The 18367-nt window shown below is 72.0% G+C and carries 21 protein-coding genes; 7 read left to right on the top strand and 14 right to left on the bottom strand.

Annotated features, from left to right (window positions below):
* Window positions 1–10: 10 nt before the first annotated feature.
* The 5 genes from AQI94_RS20365 to AQI94_RS20345 form a co-directional block, all read right to left on the bottom strand.
* The gene (locus AQI94_RS20365) at window positions 11–442 is read right to left on the bottom strand and encodes a hypothetical protein (protein ID WP_031041075.1); all 432 of its coding nucleotides are present in this window, start codon (window positions 440–442) and stop codon (window positions 11–13) included.
* 32 nt (window positions 443–474) lie between these two features.
* On the bottom strand, window positions 475–1308 hold the full coding sequence (locus AQI94_RS20360; RefSeq protein ID WP_031041078.1) for a DUF1206 domain-containing protein: 834 nt from the start codon (window positions 1306–1308) through the stop codon (window positions 475–477).
* Window positions 1309–1378: 70 nt separating this feature from the next.
* Window positions 1379–1597, bottom strand: coding sequence for a DUF5133 domain-containing protein (locus AQI94_RS20355; RefSeq protein ID WP_031041081.1), 219 nt, complete (start codon window positions 1595–1597; stop codon window positions 1379–1381).
* Window positions 1598–1612: 15 nt separating this feature from the next.
* The gene (locus AQI94_RS20350; protein ID WP_031041084.1) at window positions 1613–2470 is read right to left on the bottom strand and encodes a SigB/SigF/SigG family RNA polymerase sigma factor; all 858 of its coding nucleotides are present in this window, start codon (window positions 2468–2470) and stop codon (window positions 1613–1615) included.
* Window positions 2471–2674: 204 nt separating this feature from the next.
* Entirely contained in the window at window positions 2675–3118 is a 444-nt protein-coding gene (locus AQI94_RS20345; RefSeq protein ID WP_031041087.1) for an ATP-binding protein, read from the bottom strand.
* A 216-nt stretch (window positions 3119–3334) separates the two neighbouring features.
* Between AQI94_RS20345 and AQI94_RS20340 the strand changes: the two genes are divergently transcribed.
* Both AQI94_RS20340 and AQI94_RS20335 read left to right on the top strand, forming a co-directional pair.
* Window positions 3335–3544 carry a hypothetical protein gene (locus AQI94_RS20340; RefSeq protein ID WP_031041088.1) on the top strand — a complete coding sequence of 70 codons (210 nt, stop codon included), beginning with the start codon at window positions 3335–3337 and terminating at the stop codon, window positions 3542–3544.
* Window positions 3545–3870: 326 nt separating this feature from the next.
* On the top strand, window positions 3871–4326 hold the full coding sequence (locus tag AQI94_RS20335) for a cyclic nucleotide-binding domain-containing protein (RefSeq protein WP_031041091.1): 456 nt from the start codon (window positions 3871–3873) through the stop codon (window positions 4324–4326).
* A gap of 3 nt (window positions 4327–4329) precedes the next feature.
* On the opposite strand, the gene AQI94_RS20330 is transcribed toward AQI94_RS20335, so the two are convergent.
* Together AQI94_RS20330 and AQI94_RS20325 are read right to left on the bottom strand one after the other, a co-directional pair.
* Window positions 4330–5667 (bottom strand): MFS transporter, encoded by a 1338-nt coding sequence (locus tag AQI94_RS20330; protein WP_107064222.1) that lies wholly within the window; start codon window positions 5665–5667, stop codon window positions 4330–4332.
* 82 nt (window positions 5668–5749) lie between these two features.
* A complete protein-coding gene (locus AQI94_RS20325) occupies window positions 5750–6367 on the bottom strand; it encodes a LysE/ArgO family amino acid transporter (protein ID WP_031041098.1) in 618 nt (205 codons plus the stop codon).
* Between the two features lie 69 nt (window positions 6368–6436).
* Here AQI94_RS20325 and AQI94_RS20320 point away from each other — a divergent pair, with 69 nt between their 5' ends.
* Window positions 6437–7339: a LysR family transcriptional regulator ArgP gene (locus AQI94_RS20320; RefSeq protein ID WP_031041101.1), complete on the top strand. Its 903-nt coding sequence runs from the start codon at window positions 6437–6439 to the stop codon at window positions 7337–7339.
* On the opposite strand, the gene AQI94_RS20315 is transcribed toward AQI94_RS20320, so the two are convergent.
* Window positions 7322–8047 carry a TetR/AcrR family transcriptional regulator gene (locus AQI94_RS20315; protein ID WP_037941728.1) on the bottom strand — a complete coding sequence of 242 codons (726 nt, stop codon included), beginning with the start codon at window positions 8045–8047 and terminating at the stop codon, window positions 7322–7324. The two genes, AQI94_RS20320 and AQI94_RS20315, sit on opposite strands and share 18 nt — an antisense overlap.
* Before the next feature lie 107 nt (window positions 8048–8154).
* Here AQI94_RS20315 and AQI94_RS20310 point away from each other — a divergent pair, with 107 nt between their 5' ends.
* Window positions 8155–9375, top strand: a complete 1221-nt coding sequence (locus tag AQI94_RS20310) for a saccharopine dehydrogenase family protein (RefSeq protein ID WP_031041105.1) — start codon at window positions 8155–8157, stop codon at window positions 9373–9375.
* Window positions 9376–9484: 109 nt separating this feature from the next.
* Window positions 9485–9739, top strand: a complete 255-nt coding sequence (locus tag AQI94_RS20305) for a WhiB family transcriptional regulator (protein ID WP_031041107.1) — start codon at window positions 9485–9487, stop codon at window positions 9737–9739.
* 123 nt (window positions 9740–9862) lie between these two features.
* Here the strand turns inward: AQI94_RS20305 and AQI94_RS20300 are convergent, their stop codons facing one another.
* Genes AQI94_RS20300 through AQI94_RS20285 form a run of 4 tightly spaced genes read right to left on the bottom strand, consistent with a single transcriptional unit; the run spans window position 9863 to window position 14568 of the window.
* The gene (locus AQI94_RS20300; protein WP_031041109.1) at window positions 9863–11680 is read right to left on the bottom strand and encodes a sensor histidine kinase; all 1818 of its coding nucleotides are present in this window, start codon (window positions 11678–11680) and stop codon (window positions 9863–9865) included.
* Complete coding sequence (locus tag AQI94_RS20295; RefSeq protein WP_051832002.1) at window positions 11677–12378, bottom strand: response regulator transcription factor; 702 nt, start codon at window positions 12376–12378, stop codon at window positions 11677–11679. Before AQI94_RS20295 ends, AQI94_RS20300 begins: the two co-directional genes overlap by 4 nt.
* Before the next feature lie 19 nt (window positions 12379–12397).
* Entirely contained in the window at window positions 12398–13141 is a 744-nt protein-coding gene (locus AQI94_RS20290) for a L,D-transpeptidase family protein (RefSeq protein WP_031041115.1), read from the bottom strand.
* A gap of 41 nt (window positions 13142–13182) precedes the next feature.
* Window positions 13183–14568 carry a M1 family metallopeptidase gene (locus tag AQI94_RS20285; RefSeq protein ID WP_031041117.1) on the bottom strand — a complete coding sequence of 462 codons (1386 nt, stop codon included), beginning with the start codon at window positions 14566–14568 and terminating at the stop codon, window positions 13183–13185.
* Between the two features lie 142 nt (window positions 14569–14710).
* Between AQI94_RS20285 and AQI94_RS20280 the strand changes: the two genes are divergently transcribed.
* Window positions 14711–15061, top strand: a complete 351-nt coding sequence (locus tag AQI94_RS20280) for a DUF488 domain-containing protein (RefSeq protein WP_031041119.1) — start codon at window positions 14711–14713, stop codon at window positions 15059–15061.
* Here AQI94_RS20280 and AQI94_RS20275 read toward each other — a convergent pair.
* Complete coding sequence (locus tag AQI94_RS20275; RefSeq protein ID WP_031041122.1) at window positions 15058–16731, bottom strand: FAD-binding dehydrogenase; 1674 nt, start codon at window positions 16729–16731, stop codon at window positions 15058–15060. The two genes, AQI94_RS20280 and AQI94_RS20275, sit on opposite strands and share 4 nt — an antisense overlap.
* Window positions 16732–16748: 17 nt before the next feature.
* On the bottom strand, window positions 16749–17375 hold the full coding sequence (locus AQI94_RS20270) for a TetR/AcrR family transcriptional regulator (RefSeq protein WP_031041125.1): 627 nt from the start codon (window positions 17373–17375) through the stop codon (window positions 16749–16751).
* 113 nt (window positions 17376–17488) lie between these two features.
* Between AQI94_RS20270 and AQI94_RS20265 the strand changes: the two genes are divergently transcribed.
* Complete coding sequence (locus tag AQI94_RS20265) at window positions 17489–18118, top strand: alpha-ketoglutarate-dependent dioxygenase AlkB (RefSeq protein WP_031041128.1); 630 nt, start codon at window positions 17489–17491, stop codon at window positions 18116–18118.
* Window positions 18119–18367: the final 249 nt, after the last annotated feature.

Here is an 18367-nt window from a genome sequence, read left to right as displayed (position 1 = left end):
GGCGCGGTGCTCACAGATCCGTGGGCAGACCGCTCACCTCGGCGATGCCGCGCAACTCGTCGTCGAGTTGCCGGCGTTCGCGGATGTAGTCGGCGATCTCACCGAGGCGGACCGGATCGGATGCCGTGTCCGCGTCGGTGACCACCCGGATCGGGCTGCTGTCATCGACATGGAGTTCGATCACCTTGTTGTCCATTCGACCGGTCACCGCGGTGGCGATGACCAGGGCGGCCTCGTCGCGGACCTCCTGGGGCAGACCGTCCTGCCGGCTGTCCTCCAGCGCGAAGTCCAGAGCGGGCAATTGATGTTCGTCGATCGCCCGCAGGACCGGGCGGACCACGCTGAGCAGAAGCTCGTAGTCCTCCGAGGCCATACGGATGCGCAGAAGGTCCAGGTAGACGTCCACGGGCCTACCGTCGGGCGGAAGCTCGGGTTCGTTCATGCATCCCGGGTTCCCCGTGACGCGCGGCTCACTCAGACCCGCCGCCAGCGGGCCATCGCGAAGGAGAACACCCCGAACAGCACCAGGCCGACGGCGACCAGGACGAGCAGCCACGGTCCCAGCGGGGTGTCGGCGAAGGAGCGGAGCGTGTCGTCGAGGCCCTTCGCCTTCTTGGGTTCGTAGTCGACCGCGGCCCGGACGGCGAAGGCGCCCGCGGCGGTGAACACCACGCCCCGCGCCACTCCGCCGGCCACGCCCGTCACATCGACGAACTTCCTGACCCGCCGGCCCATCTGGGCGAGCTTCATCTTGTCGTGGAAGGACCTGCGCAGCGCCTGGGCCGCGATCCACACACCGGCCACCGCGACACCGACACCCGCGACGGCCACCAGCCACTGCCCGCCGGGCCACTCCAGGACCCGGGCGGTGACGTCCTTGGACTGCCTGTCGCTGGATCCGCCGTCGCCGGAGCCGACCGCGAAGGACAGCACGGAATAGGCGACGAAGGCGTAGAAGACGCAGCGGGCCGCCGACAGCAGTCGTTTCGTGGCCTTGTCGCCGTCGGGACCGACCGCGCCGAACACCACCTCGGACAGCCGCCACAGGGCCATGCCGACGAGCCCGACGCCCAGGGCCCACAGGACGACGGAGCCGAACGGCTTGTCGGCAAGGGCGGCGAGGGCGCCGCCGCGGTCGGCCTGGCGCTTGCCGTCGCCGAAGGCGATCTGCAGCGCCAGCACACCGACCAGCAGATAGATCACTCCGCGGGCGGTGAACCCCGCGCGGGCGGCGCCCTCCATGACGGAGCCGCGTGCCGCCCGCCTGGCCTCGATCCGGCCGGTCGAGGCCGTGGAGCTCGTGGTCATGTGGACCTCCTGGAAGTCCGGATGCCGCCCTGGCGGGCGGTCACACGGAGTGCGGTCGATCGATGTGCGGTCAGTCCGCGAGTCGCGCGGGTTCGGGTAGGGCGGCGAGCAGGCGGTGGGCCGTCTCCAGGGCCAGCCGCACGTCCCTGGTGCCGGTGGACACGCAGAGCGTGTAGGCGAGGTCCCGGGCCCGCGGGCTCGGTTCGGCGGCCGTCGCGGACTCCTCGGCCCGCAGCGCCTGGTACTCCTGGACGAGTCGCCGCAGGAACGTGCGATCGGGTATCAGCATCTGTTTCCCTCCCCCTCAGGCCTCGGTCTGCCCGTCGGCCTGCCGCCTCGACCGGTCGGCCAGCGCCTCGTCGCGCACCCGGGCGCAGCTGCGGCTGATGAGCCGGGAGACGTGCATCTGCGAGATGCCCAGCTGGTCGGCGATACGGCTCTGTGTCATGTCCTCGAAGAAACGCATGTAGAGAATGGCGCGCTCGCGCTCGGGCAGCCGGCGCAGGCCCTCCTTGGCCGACTCGCGGTCGACGACCACGTCGTACGACGTGTCCGGGCCGCCCAGGGTGTCGGCGAGGCTGTAGCCGTCGTCGCCGGCCGAGAGTTCGGCGTCCAGGGAGAGCGTGCTGAAGCTTTCGAGGGCCTCCAGGCCGGCGGTGACCTCTTCCTCGGTCAGGCCGGTGTGGGCGGCGAGGGCGGCGGGCGTCGGTTCCGGGGAACCGGGGTTCTGGGTGAGCTCGCGCCGGGCCACTCGCACCTTGTTGCGCAGTTCCTGCACACGGCGGGGGACCCGAAGGGCCCACATACGGTCGCGGAAGTGGCGCTTGACCTCGCCGGTGATGGTGGGGACGGCGTAGCTCTCGAAGGCGCCTCGTTCCGGTTCGAACCGGTCGATGGCCTTCACGAGCCCGAGGGCCGCGACCTGGCGCAGGTCCTCGATGGACTCCCCGCGGTCGCGGAACCGGCCCGCGATGCGGTGGGCCATGGGCAGCCAGGCGGTGACGAGTTCGTCGCGCAGGGCGTCCCGTTCGGGGCCTTCCTCCAGCCCGGCGAGCCGGGTGAAGAGAGCCATGGTGTCAGGGGCGTCGTCGTGGCGCCGCCTGCCGGAAGCGGAGGAACGGTCCTGGGTGGTGGTACGGCTGGTCGACGTGTCGGTGAGCATGCGGATTCGCTCCTGAAGAACGGGTTCAGGGTCTGACCGCGGGAGGAACGACGCCGGGACCACCGAAGGGGGCCCGCAGCAGCCATACCGCTCCCGCTGGGGCGCCTCCGGTCCGAAGCACGAATGTGCGTCTGCCCTGCCCTATGGCACCCAAACTCCGGCGGCGTAACTCCGTTTTCCGGCGGCTTTCCCACAGGTGCCGCGCTAGCTCAGGGGCACCACGGCGGTGATGCACTTCCCGCCCGAGGGCAGGTCGGTCACGCGGACGTCGCGGGCCAGCCGGCACACGATCGGCCAGCCGTGGCCGCCGGGCCGCCACCTGCCGTGCGGGTCGACGGGCGCCTTGGCGACCGGCACCTCGGCGCTGCCGTCGCTGACGGACACGCACACGCCCCGGCCCTCGACGGTGACGCGGAAGTCGGTGACGCCGCCGCCGTGCAGGATGGCGTTGGTGGTGAGTTCCGAGGCGACGAGCAACGCGTCCGAGAGTGCCTGCGCGTCGCACGGGGTGTGGGTGGCGCGGCAGCGTTCGGACACCGCCCGTTCCACCGCCCGGCGGGCCTCGGCCGGCTTGGACGGCCGAGGGCGTACGCGCCGGCGTGCGACGGACAGTTCGGGGGCGGCTTCGGTCCTGTGCTCGTCGCACATGACGTGGCTCCTGATCAGTGGATCGACAGGTGGTTCTCAGGTCGGTGAAGCAGCAGCCGGGCCCGGCCGGACCCACGGACACGGTGACCGTGATGTACGGTGCGCGCCCTCCGCAGGCCTCCATCCATCGGCTGACCTCTGGGCGCCGGGTCAAACCTCCGCGTTCCGGCCAGGACTCCCGGCCATTCGATCGCGTTACCGGGGTACGCGATCTGTATGACGGATGTCGTGGACTCAGATGAACTGATGCGCCGGATCCAGCGGGCCCGGGCCTGCGCGGCGGAGGAGGAGCGGTCCTGGCGGGCGCGGAGCGACGAGCTGGAACCCACCGATCCGCAGGCCGCCCGGGACGCCGCGGTACGCACCCTGGCCTACGAGGCGGTGACCAGGGTGCTGGACGAGGTGATCAGGCCGGGCAGCCGCTGACCGCCGGGCGTACCGGTACGCACCGATCGACAGCGACGATCAGGGTGGCAAACGCGCACGCCGAGTGAAACCGGTCACGCACCTCGGATTCGATTGCGCGAAATCACCATGGATGGTTTACGGTTCATCCATACGTGGTGACGGAGTCGACATACCGTCCTCCGACACCACCTCTGACTGCCCTGGCTGGCCTCCCCCGTCCAGCCAGGGCTTTTTCATGCCCTGCGCAGATCCTCACATCCGCCGAGGTGCCCCGAGCGGCGGCAGCCGCTGAAATGGGCGTAGGCACAACACCGGAATCCATCGCCGGCGAGGAGCCCCGCGTCATGACCAAAGCGATAAAACTGCTGACCGCACTACCGCAGCCGCAGCGCCAGAGCCTGATGACGCTCGCCAAGGAGGTCTCCTTCGCCGAGGACGTCCACATCTTCGAGGCGGGCGGTACGGCCGACCGCTTCTGGGTCGTCCGCTCCGGAGCTGTGTCACTGACCCAGCAGGTGACCACGCAGCACCGGGTCACCGTCGCCGCACTCGGCTCGGGCGACCTGCTCGGCTGGTCCTGGCTGTTCCCGCCGTACCGGTGGGACTTCGGCGCGGAGGCCTTCAGTCCCGTGCGCGCCTACGAGTTCGACGCGGCGGCGGTGCTCCGGCTGTGCGAGGAGGACCGGCAGCTCGGGATGATCCTGGTCCGCAGCGTGGCCGAGATCCTCGCCCACCGCCTGGAGACGACCCGGGGCAAGCTCATGGAGCAGTACGGCTCGCACCGCAGGGGGACCCTGTAGCCCTCAGATCCGGTATCGGCGCAGGGCCGGCACGGCGAACGCCAGGGTCAGCATGACGACGACGACCAGGAGGCCGCCGCCGGCCACCGCCGCGCGGGCGCCGAAGACCGAGCCGGCGGTGCCGTGCAGGACGTCGGCGAGGCGGGGGCCGCCCGCGACCACGACGGTGAAGACGCCCTGCATCCGGCCGCGCATCTCGTCGGTGGCGGCGGACAGCAGGATCGCCCCGCGGAAGACCATCGAGACCATGTCGGCGACCCCGGCGACGGCCAGGAACACCACCGCGAGCCAGAGACTGCTGCTCAGCCCGAAGCCGGTGATGGCCACACCCCAGGCCACGACCGCGCCGATGACCATCCAGCCGTGCCGGCGGGCCCGCGAGAACGTGCCGGAGAACAGCCCGCCGAGCACCGCGCCGATCGGGATCGCGGCGAACAGCAGTCCCAGCGCGAGCCCCTCGCCGTACGGCGCGTAGGTCTCGGAGGCGAGCTGCGGGAACAGAGCCCGGGGCATGCCGAGGACCATGGCGACGATGTCCGCGAGGAAGGAGAGCAGCAGCACCTTGTGGGCCGAGATGTACCGGAAGCCCTCCGCGATCTCCCGTACGCCCGCCCGGCGCGCCACCGCGCTCGCGAGCGGCGGCAGGGAGGGCAGCCGGTACACCGCCCACACCGTGACGCACAGCGCCAGGGCGTCGATGAGATACAGCTCCGGCAGGCCGATCACCGGGATCAGCACCCCCGCGAGCAGCGGGCCGACCACCTGGCCGGTCTGCATGACGGTGGAGCCGAGGGCGTTCGCGGCGGGCAGCTGGCCCTCGGGGACCAGGCGGGCGATGGAGGCGTTGCGGGCGGGGGCGTTCAGACCCCAGAACGCCTGCTGCACCGCGAGCAGGACCATGAGGGCCGCCACCGAGTCGAGCCCGCTGACCGCCTGGAGCCAGAACAGGACCGAGGTGACGGCGATGCCGCTGTTGGTGATGAGGAGCAGCTTGCGGCGGTCCATGGTGTCGGCGACCGCGCCGCCCCACAGCGCGAACACGATCAGCGGGAGCAGCCCGGCCATGCTCGCGGCGCCGACCCAGGCCGAGGAGCCGGTGATGTCGTAGATCTGCTTGGGCACCGCGACGGCGGTGAGCTGGCTGCCGACGGCCGTGACGATGGTCGACGTCCACAGCCGGCGGTAGGCCGGGATGCGCAGCGGGCGGGTGTCCATCGCCCAGCGCCGCCAGCCGCGCCGGGGTGGCGGGGTCTCGTCCGCGGCCGGTGTCCTCGGGTCGGTGCTCCTGGGTTCGGTGCTGCTCTCGCCGGTGTCCACGCGATTCCTGGTTGCTCGATACATCTAACGGATCCGGGGTTCACTATCGCAGCATCGTCCAGGCGTTCGGGAGGCGAGGTCTCGGGCTGTGGAACGCCTGTGGGCCTCACGCCCCGGCCACGAGGGTGAGGCCCAGGGCGATCATCGTCGTGGCGACCAGTCCGTCGAGGACCCGCCAGGCGCGCGGGCGGGCGAGGAAGCGGCTGAGCAGCCGGGCCCCGAACCCGAGCGCGGCGAACCAGCACAGGCTGGCGAGCACGGCACCGAGCCCGAAGGTCCAGCGCAGCGGGCCGCGGTCGGCGGCCACCGAGCCGAGCAGGAACACGGTGTCGAGATAGACATGCGGGTTGAGCCAGGTCATCGCCAGACAGGTCAGCACCGCCCGCTTCCGGGAGCCCGTCACCTCGCCCTCCGCCCGAAGGCCCGACGCCGCGGGCCGCAGAACCCGGCGGGCGGCCAGGACGCCGTAGCAGAGCAGGAAGCCGCCGCCGATCCAGCCGACCAGGGTCAGCGCGCCCGGCCAGGCCACCACCACGGCACCGACACCGCCGACGCCGAGGGTGATCAGGAGGGCGTCGGAGAGGGCGCAGATGCCGACGACGGCGAGGACCGCGTCGCGGCGGATCCCCTGGCGCAGGACGAAGGCGTTCTGGGCGCCGATGGCGACGATGAGGGAGAGACCGGTGCCGAAACCCGCGGCAGCGGCGGACAGTGAAGCGGACATGGCTTCGACGGTACGGAGACGATCACCGCACGTACAGCTAAAGATTCTTATCTATCATTAGCTCTCGTGATGACGACAACCCAGGGCGCCGAGCTTCCCCTCGATCAGGTGCGGACGCTGCTCGCGGTGGTCGACGAGGGCACGTTCGACGCGGCGGCGGCCGCCCTGCACGTGACGCCCTCGGCGGTGAGCCAGCGGGTGAAGGCACTGGAGCAGCGCACGGGGCGGGTGCTCCTGGTGCGTACGAAGCCGGTGCGGCCGACCGAGTCGGGCGAGGTGGTGGTGCGGTTCGCCCGGCAGCTGGCCCGTCTGGAGCGGGACGCGCTCGCCGCGCTGGGCCTGCCGGGCGAGGGCGAGGTGACCCGGGTGTCGGTCGCGGTGAACGCGGACTCCCTGGCGACCTGGTTCCTGGGAGCGCTCAGGCGGGTTCCGGGACAGGAGCGGCTGTGTTTCGAGCTCCGGCGCGAGGACGAGACCCGGACGGCCGAACTGCTGCGGGAGGGACTGGTGATGGCGGCGGTGACGTCGTCGCCGGAGGCCGTGGCGGGGTGTTCGGTGCGGACGCTGGGGCGTATGCGGTATCTCGCGGCGGCCGCTCCGGACTTCGTCGAGCGCCGGCTGGACGGGTCGTTGCCGGACGCGCTGGCGCACGCGCCGGTGGTGACGTTCGACCGGAGCGACGACATCCAGGACGGGTTCCTCCGCGAGCTCGGCCGGGCCGGGGCCGGTCGGACGCGTCACACGGTCCCCACGTCAGAGGGGTTCGTGGAGGCGGTCGCGCTGGGGCTGGGGTGGGGAATGGTGCCCGAGGCGCAGGCGGATCCGCTGCTGCGGTCCGGGCGGCTGGTCGCGCTGGCCCCTGACCGGCCGGTCGACGTCCCGTTGTACTGGCAGCAGTGGAAGCTGGACTCGCCGGCGTTGGCCGCGGTGGCCGATGTCGTCACGGCGGCCGCCTCAGAAGCGCTCCGGTGAGACGGCCGCCCTTCGCGGACGCTGCCTGTCCACACTGTCCAGCAGCATGTCCAGCGCCGTCGGATAGGCGCTGGTGACCATGCGTGCCGTCAGCAGACGTGCCGCCTCGGCGATCCTCGGATAGCGGTCGGCGGGCAGGCGCGCGTAGGTCGAGTGCCACTTGTCCTCGTCGGCGTCCAGCGCCGCGCTCGGCAGGGCGAGGGAGGCCGCGTCCAGCGCCGCGAAGGCCAGCGTCTGGTCGATGAAGGCGTGGTAGATCCGCACGGTGTCCCGCAGGGGGAAGCCCGCGCCGCGCAGGATGTCCAGGACCGCCTCGTCCGCGGCCAGTTCGTTGGCCCGGCCGGTGACCCTGCTGGCCGTCAGCACCGCCGCCTGGGGATGGGAGACGTACGCCGCGTGGATGCGCAGGCCCACCTCGCGCAGATCGTGCCGCCACTGCCCGGTCGGTGCCCAGCCCTCCAGCGCCTGGCCGATCAGGGCGTCGCCGATGGCCAGCGTCAGGTCGTCCATGCCGCGGAAGTAGCGGTAGAGCGTGCTCGGGTCGGCGTCCAGGGCCAGACCCAGGCGCCGGGCGGTCAGACCGGTGCTGCCGTGTTCGCGGAGCATGCGCAGCGCCGTCTCGACGATCAGCTCCTCGGACAGCACGGTCCCGCTCCTGGTGGGCCTGCGCCGTCGACGCTGCGCCTCGGGAACCACGGGCTTCGGCATGGTGAGCCTCCTTATGCCAACGCCATTGACCTTATGCGAGCGGGCGGCGTTGTATCTCCGCCAGGGCCCCTACCACTGCGACCTCGACCCGTCAGGGAGTGTTTGTCATGCGTGTACTGCTCGTGGGCGCCGGGGGCGTCGGCACCGCCGTCACCCGGATCGCCGCCCGGCGGCCGTTCCTCGACGCCATGGTCGTCGCCGACTACGACCCGGCCCGCGCCGAGGCCGCGGTGGCCGCGCTCGGCGACCGCGGCCGCCGCTTCCGTGCGGAGCGCGTGGACGCGGGCGACGAGTCGGCCGTGACCGCTCTGCTGGAGCGGCACGCCTGCGACGTCCTCCTCAACGCCACCGACCCGCGGTTCGTGATGCCCCTGTTCCGGGCCGCGCGCGCCGCCGGGGCGACCTATGTCGACATGGCGATGTCCCTGTCCCGTCCGCATCCCGAGCGGCCGTACGAGGAGTGCGGGACCAAGCTCGGCGACGAGCAGTTCGCGCAGGCCGAGGAGTGGGAGAAGGCGGGCGCGCTGGCCGTCGTCGGCATGGGCGTGGAGCCGGGCCTCTCGGACGTCTTCGCCCGGTACGCGGCCGACGAACTCTTCGACGAGATCGAGGAGATCGGTGTCCGCGACGGGGCGAACCTCACCGTCGACGGCTACGACTTCGCCCCCTCCTTCAGCATCTGGACCACCATCGAGGAGTGCCTCAACCCGCCGGTGGTCTACGAGGCCGAACGCGGCTGGTTCACGACGGAGCCCTTCAGCGAGCCCGAGGTCTTCGACTTCCCCGAGGGCATCGGCCCGGTCGAGTGCGTGAACGTGGAGCACGAGGAGGTGCTGCTCGTCCCGCGCTGGGTCGGTGCCCGCCGGGTCACCTTCAAGTACGGTCTGGGCCGCGAGTTCGTCGAGACGCTGAAGACGCTGCACCTGCTGGGCCTGGACCGCACCGAGCCGGTGACCGTGCCGGGACCGGCGGGTCCGGTCGCGGTGTCCCCGCGGGACGTGGTGGCCGCGTGCCTGCCCGACCCGGCGACCCTGGGCGACCGGATGCACGGCAAGACCTGCGCGGGCACCTGGGTGAAGGGCGTCAAGGACGGGGCGCCGCGCGAGGTGTACCTCTACCACGTGGTCGACAACCAGTGGTCCATGGCGGAGTACGGGTGTCAGGCCGTGGTGTGGCAGACCGCGGTGAACCCGGTCGTCGCCCTCGAACTCCTCGCCACCGGCGCCTGGTCCGGCACGGGCGTCCTCGGTCCGGAGGCGTTCCCGGCCCGGCCGTTCCTGGATCTGCTGACCGCCTACGGCTCCCCGTGGGGCGTTCGCGAGCAGTGACCGGTCGCGTCTCACGGGACCCGGTGGTTTCACGGCGCATCGACAGGTGACCCGAAAGCGAGTAAGGCATGCACGAGGGCACGTACGACTTCGATCGCAGGTGACTTTGATGGACAACTGGCGAACCCATGCCGCGTGCCGCCGCGAGGACCCGGATCTCTTCTTCCCGATCGGCACCACCGGTCCGGCGCTGGTCCAGACGGAGCAGGCCAAGTCCGTCTGCCGGCGCTGCCCCGTCGAGGAGCAGTGTCTTCAGTGGGCGCTGGACACGGGCCAGGGCATCGGCGTCTGGGGCGGCACCAGTGAGACGGAACGCCGGGCGCTCGCCCGGCGCGCGGCCGCCGCACGGAGAAGGGCGGGCTGACGGGCGAATCTGAACGGGTCCGGTCCACCGGGCCCGTTCGGTGTCCCGTCCGGCACGCGCGTCTCCCGATCTCCCTCTCCTCTCGCGGGCCTACGGGATTCCCGCCGCATGCCACGCGCGGAATCAGGCGTCCGGACGGGGCGCCTGGCCCCCCGGCATCCGGAGCGTGAAGACGCTGCCGGTGCCGGGCTCGCTCGCTGCGGCGACCGTTCCGTCATGGGCCGCGGCCAGGTGTCGGACGATGGGCAGGCCCAGTCCCGAGCCACCGGTACGACGGCTGCGGGACTTCTCCGCGCGCCAGAACCGCTCGAAGACGTGCGGGAGTTCGTCGGGCGCGATGCCGGTACCGGTGTCGGCGACCTCCAGGACGATCTCGTCGCCGTCCCGGCGCGCGGACAGGGCGACCGAGCCGCCGGCCGGGGTGTGGCGCAGCGCGTTGGACACCAGGTTGCCGAGCGCCTGCCGCATACGGACCGGGTCGGCGTCCAGCCAGGGCTCGCCGCCGACGTCGGTGCGCAGTTCGACCCGGCCCGCGTCGGCGGCGACGCGGTGGGCCGCGGCGACCTGCTGGAGGAGTTCGTCGCAGCGGACGGGCTCCCGGTGCAGGCGCAGGGTGCCGGCGTCGGCGTCCGCGAGGTCCTGGAGGTCGTCGATGACACGCTGCAGGACCAGGGCCTCGTCGTGCAGGGAGGCGAGCAGGGCCGGGTCGGGGTCGACGAGCCCGTCCCGGGTCACTTCGAGCCAGCCGCGGATGTTGGTGAGCGGGCTGCGCAGTTCGTGGGCGATGTCGCTGACCATCGCCTTGCGCTGGGCCTCCAGGCGCTCACGGCGCTCGGTGAGGTCGTTGAAGGCGACGGCGAGGATGCCGGTCTCGTCCCGGGTGGTGACGGGGACCCGCACATGGAGTTCTGGCGGCTGCTGGGCCGCCGCGGTGAGCGCGCGCAGGGGCCGCACCAGCCGGGTGGCGACCAGGGCGGTCGCGGCGACGGTGACGGCGAGCACGAGCGACGCGGTGCCGACGACCTTGGCCTTGTTGGCGGGGGACATGTCGAACAGCACGGCGGGGGTGTCCCCCGTGCCCAGGAAGAGTTCGGCCACCGGTGCCACGTACGGGTCGAGCTGGGCGCGGCGGGCCTGGTCGAGGCAGGGCTGGACCAGGCGCGCCTCCTTGGCGGCGAGCTTGCCGGGGGCGGGAGTGCGCAGGTCAAGGCCGGTCGGTGGGGTCCCCAGCAGCGCGGCGGACCGGGGGTCGAGGCCCGCCTTGGTCAGGCAGTCGCGGGCGAGCCCCTGGAGCGCCTTGACCGCCGTCTGCTCGGTCGGCGTGGGCGTGTTGAGCAGTCCGTCGGCGCAGGCGTCGGGCACGTAGTCGGGCTCGGAGCCGCTGTCGTCGTCGGTGAGGACGGTCCGTCCGCTCGGCGCGCGGCTCAGGCTGGTCTCCACACCGAACCGGGAGAAGCAGAGCTGCCGCTTGCGGGCCAGGGCGGCGACCTTGAGGCGTTCCGCCTCGGTGAGCCGGTACGGGCCCACCGCTCGCGGATCGATGCCCGAGATCTGGGCGCCGCGCTCGCTGTAGGTGTCGGTGTGCAGCGGGTCGACGGCGGCGGCCGCGCTCGGGGGCAGGGAGGTGCCGGGCGGCGCGGAGTCGGCGATGACCCGGCGGTCCGCGGCGGTCAGGGCGATGCGCCGGCCGGTCCTCGCGGACAGCTTCCGCACGGTGGCGGCCACCCCGGTCCAGTCGGGGTGGGTCGCCGCGTACCCGCTCAGTTCGGCGAGGACGTCCATGTCGTCGGCGAGTGCCTGTCCCTGTTCCTCGCGCAGGGCCTGGGTGGTGGTCGCCACGGCCAGCCAGGCCGTCGCGGCCACCGAGCACACGGCGATGAGCCCGGACGTGATCAGCAGGCGGACCAGCAATCGCTTGTGCAGGGGTATCCGCGCGCTCATCCGCGGCCGCCGCTGAGCTTGTAGCCCACGCCGAACACCGTCAGCAGTCGCGCCGGGCGGCGCGGATCGGCCTCGATCTTGCGGCGCAGGTTCATGATGTGGACGTCCACGGCCCGTTCGGTGGAGGCCCGGTCGGTGCCCCGGGTGATCTCCAGCAACTGCCGCCGCGAGAAGACCCGTTCGGGCTCGGCGACCATGGCCAGCAGGATCTCGAACTCGGCTGGAGTGACCTCCACCGGCGCCCCGTCGCACCGCACTTCGTGCCGTACGGGGTCCACGGCGAGGTCTCCGGCGCGGACGGCGGGATCCTCACGCCGGCCGGACTCGGCACCCCGTCCGCTGCGTCTGAGGACGGTCCGGATGCGGGCCATCAGCTCGCGTGGGCTGTAGGGCTTGGTCATGTAGTCGTCGGCGCCCAGTTCCAGGCCCAGCAGGACGTCGTCCTCGTCGGAGCGTGCGGTGAGCATCACGACGGGGATGTCCGCGTCGCGGCGCAGCACCCGGCACACGCCGAAGCCGTCGATCACCGGCAGCATCAGGTCCAGGACGACGAGGTCGGGGGCGACCCGCCGGGCCGCGTCCAGGGCGGCCCGGCCGTCGTGGACCACGGTGGCCGTGTGGCCCTCCGCGAGCAGGGACCGCCGTATCAGTTCGGCCTGCATCTCGTCGTCCTCGGCGACCAGCACATGTGCGCACACCCGGCGGATCCTAAGCGCTTCAGCGGGCGAGGGACTTGGCGTCGCCCATGACGACGACGGGACGCAGGGCGGGGTCCAGGGTGAGCAGCAGTTCCTTCATGTGCTTCTCGGCGATGCTCACGCACCCGTGGGTGGGACCGCCGTGGTCGACGTGCAGCCATATCCCGCCGCCGCGCCCGGCGCCCATGGGCCGGGTCCAGTCCAGCGGTGACGTGCCGGGCCGCCGGTTGTAGTTGATGGCGATCACGTAGTCGAAGGACCCGGCGAGCGGTTCGCCCTCGAAGCCCGTGCCGGGCGAGGTGAAGCCGACACCGCGGTCGTACGTCAGCCTGGTGCCGGGGTCCTTCAGCAGCCCTCCGGCGTCGGTGAGGGTGAACACGCCGATCGGTGAGCGCAGGTCGCCGGCCAGGTGGTGGTCGGACCAGCCCTTGAGGGCGTTGTGGGCGGGCCATTGCGCGCCGGCCCGCCAGCCGGCCGCCGTGCGCTGGTAGAGGACCACGGTGGAGTCCGGCGAGTCGCGGCCCTGCCCGGTGACCACGACGGCCTGCCGGGTGCCGGCCGGGATTCTCGCCCACGTCTTCGGGCCGAGCCCTGGTATCTGCCGGGGTGCGACCTCGACGGAGCTCTCCGGCGAGGGAGCGGGCGGCGACGGTTCCCGGGACGGCGTGGGCATGCTCGCCGTCCCGGCCACGGCTCCGCCGCCGCATCCGGTGAGAAGCAGGGATGCGGCGAGCAGAGTGACATGGGTTCTGCGTGTGATCATGAAACGACTGTGGCCGACAGTTGTAAGGAACTCGTCAGCTTCTAGGGTCGGTTCGGCTTGCCCGGCGTGTCCAGCCAGGTCCGGAACAGCCCGTCCAGGTCCTTGCCCGACACCCGCTGCGCGAGGTGCTCGAACTGCGCGGTGGTGCCGTGGCCGTAGCGGTGTCCGGACGCCCAGGCGCGCAGGATCAGGAAGAACGCCCGGTCGCCGACGGCCGTGCGCAGCGCGTGCAGGGTCATGGCCCCGCGGGCGTAGACGGGGGTGCCGAAGATGTTGGCGCCGCTGCCGGGGTTGCCGGGCGGGAACTCCCACAGGCCGTCGCTCGCGGGTTTCGCGTACAGGGCGTCGAAGGTCTTCTGCGCGCTGTCGCCGCCGTGCTGCTCGGCGTAGAGCCACTCCGTGTAGGTCGCGAAGCCCTCGTTGAGCCAGATGTCCTTCCAGGAGGTGAGCGAGACGGAGTCGCCGAACCACTGGTGGGCGTTCTCGTGGACGAGGGTGCTCAGGTCGGGCGCGCGGTCGTAGACCGGACGGCTCTGGGTCTCCAGCGCGTAGCCCACGTTGTGGGCGTGGTCCACGATCGATCCGGCGGCGCGGAACGGGTAGGGCCCGAAGAGCTTGCTCTCCCACTCCAGGACGGAGGGCAGCTTCTTGAGCACGGGTGCCGAGGCGGCGGCCTCGCGCGCGTCGACGGCGTTGTAGACGCGGATGCCGTTCCCGGTGGTGAACTGCTCCACCTTGAACTTGCCGACGGTCGCGGTGGCCAGGTAGGCGGCCATGGGCTCGCTCTGGTGCCAGCGGAACGTGGTCCTGCCGTGCACGGTCCGCCGGGAGAACAGGACGCCGTTGGCGACCGCGGTGCGCCCCTGGGGGACGGTGATCGTGAAGTCGTACGACGACTTGTCCGTGGGGTGGTTGTTGGCCGGGAACCAGGTCATCGCCCCCTGCGGTTCCCCTGCGACGAAGGCTCCGTCGTCGGTGGCAATCCAGCCGTCGAGCGAGCCGTCCGGGTCGGTGACGGGGGCGGGCTTCCCCTGGTAGGTCACGGTGACGGTGAATCGCTCCCCCTTGCGCAGGGCGCGCTGCGGGGTGACGACGAGTTCCTGTCCGGAGCGGCGGAACCCGGCCTTGGCCTTTCCGACCGTCAGGCCCGTGACGGTCAGCCCCGTGAAGTCGAGGTCGAAGCGCGTCAGGCGCTCGGTGGCGCGGGCGGTGAGGACCGCCTTCCCGTCGAGACGACCGCTGCCGGTGTCGTAACGGAGCGTCAGATCGTAGTGGCCGACGTGGTAGCCGCCGTTCCCGGCGAGCGGGAAGTAGGGGTCGCCGGCTCCGGGCGAGCCCGTCGACGCCGGCGCGGCGGCCCCGAGCAGGGCGGCGAGGGCCACGGGGGTGGTGACGAGGACGAAGGTGCGTCTGACGGCCTTCGGCACGTGCTCTCCTACAGGTCGGGGGGTGGACAACCGCTTCACACTAAAGGCCCCCTCCCCCGCAACTCACCCTTGATCAGGTCAAGTCGCGACGGGCTCCGCAGTACGCTCCCGACGCAGTCGTCACTTCGTCGAGAGGCCGCCCGTGAGCGTGCGCGTCCGCCGTGTCTACGAACCCCCCGAGCCCGAGGACGGCGTCCGCGTCCTGGTCGACCGGTTGTGGCCGCGCGGCCTGTCCAAGGAAGCGGCCCGCGTCGACGAGTGGCCGAAGGCGCTCACCCCGTCGACCGAGCTGCGCCGCTGGTACCACGCGGGCGAGGGCTCCTACGAGGAGTTCGCCGAGCGGTACGAGGCGGAGCTGGCCGATCCCGAGGCGGCGGGACTGCTCGACCGCGTCCGGGAGCTGGCGGGCCGGGGTGACGTGACCCTGCTGACCGCGTCGAAGACGCCGGAGCAGAGCCACGCCACCGTGCTGGTGCGCCTGCTGGGGTCCTAGCCGACCTGCTTCGCCGCCGCCCGGCCCGCCGCGCGCCCGGAGAAGAGGCAGCCGCCGAGGAAGGTGCCCTCCAGCGCGTTGTAGCCGTGGACCCCGCCGCCGCCGAAGCCGGCGACCTCGCCCGCCGCGTACAGCCCGTCGAGGGGCCGGCCGTCGGTTCCCAGGGCGCGGGAGTCGAGGTCGGTCTGGATGCCGCCGAGGGTCTTGCGGGTCAGGATGTGCAGCTTGACACCGATCAGGGGGCCGGCGGCCGGGTCGAGGAGGCGGTGCGGGGTGGCGACCCGGCCGAGGCGGTCGCCGATGTAGCGGCGGGCGTTGCGGATGCCCTGCACCTGGGCGTCCTTGCTGTAGGAGTTGGCGATCTGGAGGTCGCGGGCCTCGATCTGGCGGCGGAGGCCCGCGGCGTCCAGGAGTGCCTTGTCGGTGAGACCGTTCATCTTCTCGACGAGCTGTTCCAGGTTCGGGGCGGTCACGAAGTCCGCGCCCTTGCGCAGGAACGCGTCGACCGGTCCCGGCGCGCCCTTGCCGAGGACGCGCTCCTTGAGGAAGCCGGCGCGGTCCTTGGCGGTGATGTCCGGGTTCTGCTCGGAGCCCGAGAGCGCGAACTCCTTCTCGATGATCTTCTGGGTGAGGACGAACCAGGAGTGGTCGTGCTCCGCGATGTCCTCGGTGGTGCGCAGGTGCCTGAGGGTGCTGAGGGTGTCGTAGCCGGGCAGGCAGGGCTCGGGCAGCCTGCGGCCGAGGGCGTCGAACCACATGGAGGACGGGCCGGGCAGGATGCGGATGCCGTGGCCGGGCCAGATCGGGTCCCAGTTCTGGATGCCCTCGGTGTAGTGCCACATGCGGTCGCGGTTGACCAGGCGGACGCCCGCGTCCGCGCTGATGTCGAGCATCCGGCCGTCCACGTAGGCGGGCACGCCGGTGACCATCTCGGCGGGCGGGGTGCCGAGCCGCTCGGGCCAGTAACGGCGGACGATGTCGTGGTTGGCGCCGATGCCGCCGGTGGTGACGACGACGGCCCGGGCGGTGAGCTCGAAGTCGCCGACGCGCTCGCGGCTGGAGGCCACACCGCGCGCGGAGTTGTCCTCGGCCAGGACCGTGCCGCGCACCCCGCGCGCGGCGCCCTCCTCGACGACGAGCTCGTCGACCTGGTGGCGGTGGTAGAAGGTCAGCAGCCCGTCCCGCGCGGCCTGCTTGGCGTACCCGACGAACGGCTCGACCACTCCGGTACCGGTGCCCCAGGCGACATGGAAGCGGGGCACGGAGTTGCCGTGACCGTGGGCGGTGAGGTCGCCGCGCTCGGCCCAGCCGACGGTGGGCAGGAACTTGATGCCGTGCCCCTCCAGCCAGGACCGCTTCTCGCCGGCCGCGAACTCGACGTAGGCGCGCGCCCAGCGCACCGCCCAGGAGTCCTCGTCCTCGACGCGGTCGAACTGCGCGCTGCCCTGCCAGTCGTTCCAGGCGAGGTCGAAGGAGTCCTTGATGCCCAGGCGCCGCTGTTCCGGGGAGTCGACGAGGAAGAGCCCGCCGAAGGACCAGAAGGCCTGGCCGCCGAGGTTGGCGGCGTTCTCCTGGTCGACCAGCGCGACCCTCCTGCCGCGGCTGGTGAGCTCGTGCGCGGCGACCAGGCCCGCGAGCCCCGCTCCGACGACGATGACGTCGGCATCCATGGCGACCGTCCCTTCCCTCATACGGTGGTGTCGCTGCCGTCGGTGAGCAGCGCGGTGAGCAGTTGTTTCAGCCAGACGCGGGCCCGCTCCAGGTCCCCGTCCAGCAGCAGTTGGACGGTGACCCCGTCGTAGGCGGCGACCACCGCGTGGGCGGCGCCCTCGACGTCCACCAGCACGGCGGGCAGTTCGGCGTGCCCACGTGTGCGTGCCAGCCGGTCGGCGATGGCGCGCCGGAGCCGGGCCCGGTGTTCGAGCAGGGTCCGGGCGACCTCGGGCGCGCGGGCCGCGTGCACCAGGAAGTCGGTCTTCACGAGGAGCCAGTCGCGGTCCAGGAGCAGCACCTCGGTGACCCGGTCGACGGCGGCCGGCACGTCGAGGCCGGGGCCGTCGAGGGCGAGGGCTCCGGAGACCTGATCGGCGATCAGGTCGGCGCGCTGCCGGTAGAGCGCGAAGAACAGCTCGTCGAGACTGTCGAAGTTCGAGTAGAAGGCTCCGCGGCTGTATCCGGCGGCCTCGCAGACCTCCTCGATCGACACCCGGCCGAAGCCCTTGGCGGCGAACACCGAGAACGCCGCGTCCAGGAGGTTGGCGCGCGTGCGGACCCGGCGCTTGGTCACGCGCCTGGTCGTCTCCTCCACCGTCATGTCGGCCCTCCGTTCGATACATCAACGTATCCGATACATCGATGTATCGAAAGGGTCTGGCCCCGCCGGAAACCCATGGGAACAGATTTTCGAATTAGGAGTACGCTGGATTCATGACCGCGCACCTCCAGGGCTCCCTCTTCGACCAGACCGACCAGCTCCGGCTCGGCACCCTCGACGGGATCCGCCGTACCGTGCTCGCCCACGGCGCCTGGATCGACGTACTGCCGGGCTGGCTCGGCGGCTCGGACATCCTGTTCGAACAGCTGGCCGCGGACGTGCCCTGGCGTGCGGAGCGCCGCACGATGTACGACCACGTCGTCGACGTCCCGCGACTGCTCGCCTTCTACGGAAGGGACGACGAGCTGCCGCATCCCGTGCTCACCGAGGCGCGCGACGCGCTCACCGCGCACTACGCCGACGAGCTCGGCGAGCCGTTCACCACGGCGGGGCTCTGCCACTACCGCGACGGCCGGGACAGCGTCGCCTGGCACGGCGACCGGGGCGGGCGCGGCGGCAGCCACGACACCATGGTCGCGATCCTCTCCGTCGGCGCGCCACGCGATCTGCTGCTGCGGCCGGCGCGTGGGGGCGGCGAGACGGTGCGGCGGCCGCTGGGCCACGGCGACCTGATCGTGATGGGCGGCTCCTGCCAGCGCACCTGGGAGCACGCCGTACCGAAGTCCACGCGCGCGACGGGACCGCGCATCAGCATCCAGTTCCGCCCGCACGGCGTGCACTGAGGCGGAGAGGCGGCTGCCTCGGCCGCACGCGGGGGCTGCCTCCGGCGGACGGTGCCGGAGGCAGCCTCGTCCCTCCGGGGGTCGGACGGGGAAGACAGGGAGGACGGTCGACCGGCCCATGCGCCGGCGGGCCGGAGCCCGGGGCGCGGGTGTCGGGGGGCGCGCCGGTCACGTGGCGGTCGTATCGCCGACCACTGCGACGGGCGCGGCAGCCACGCAGGCTGCGCCGGAGGCAACCGCGTCCCGCCA

The organism is Streptomyces pseudovenezuelae (assembly GCF_001513955.1).
Classification (GTDB): Bacteria; Actinomycetota; Actinomycetes; order Streptomycetales; family Streptomycetaceae; genus Streptomyces; species Streptomyces pseudovenezuelae.
Note: the sequence above shows the minus strand (reverse complement) of the source record. Positions and strands in the feature narration are given on the sequence as shown.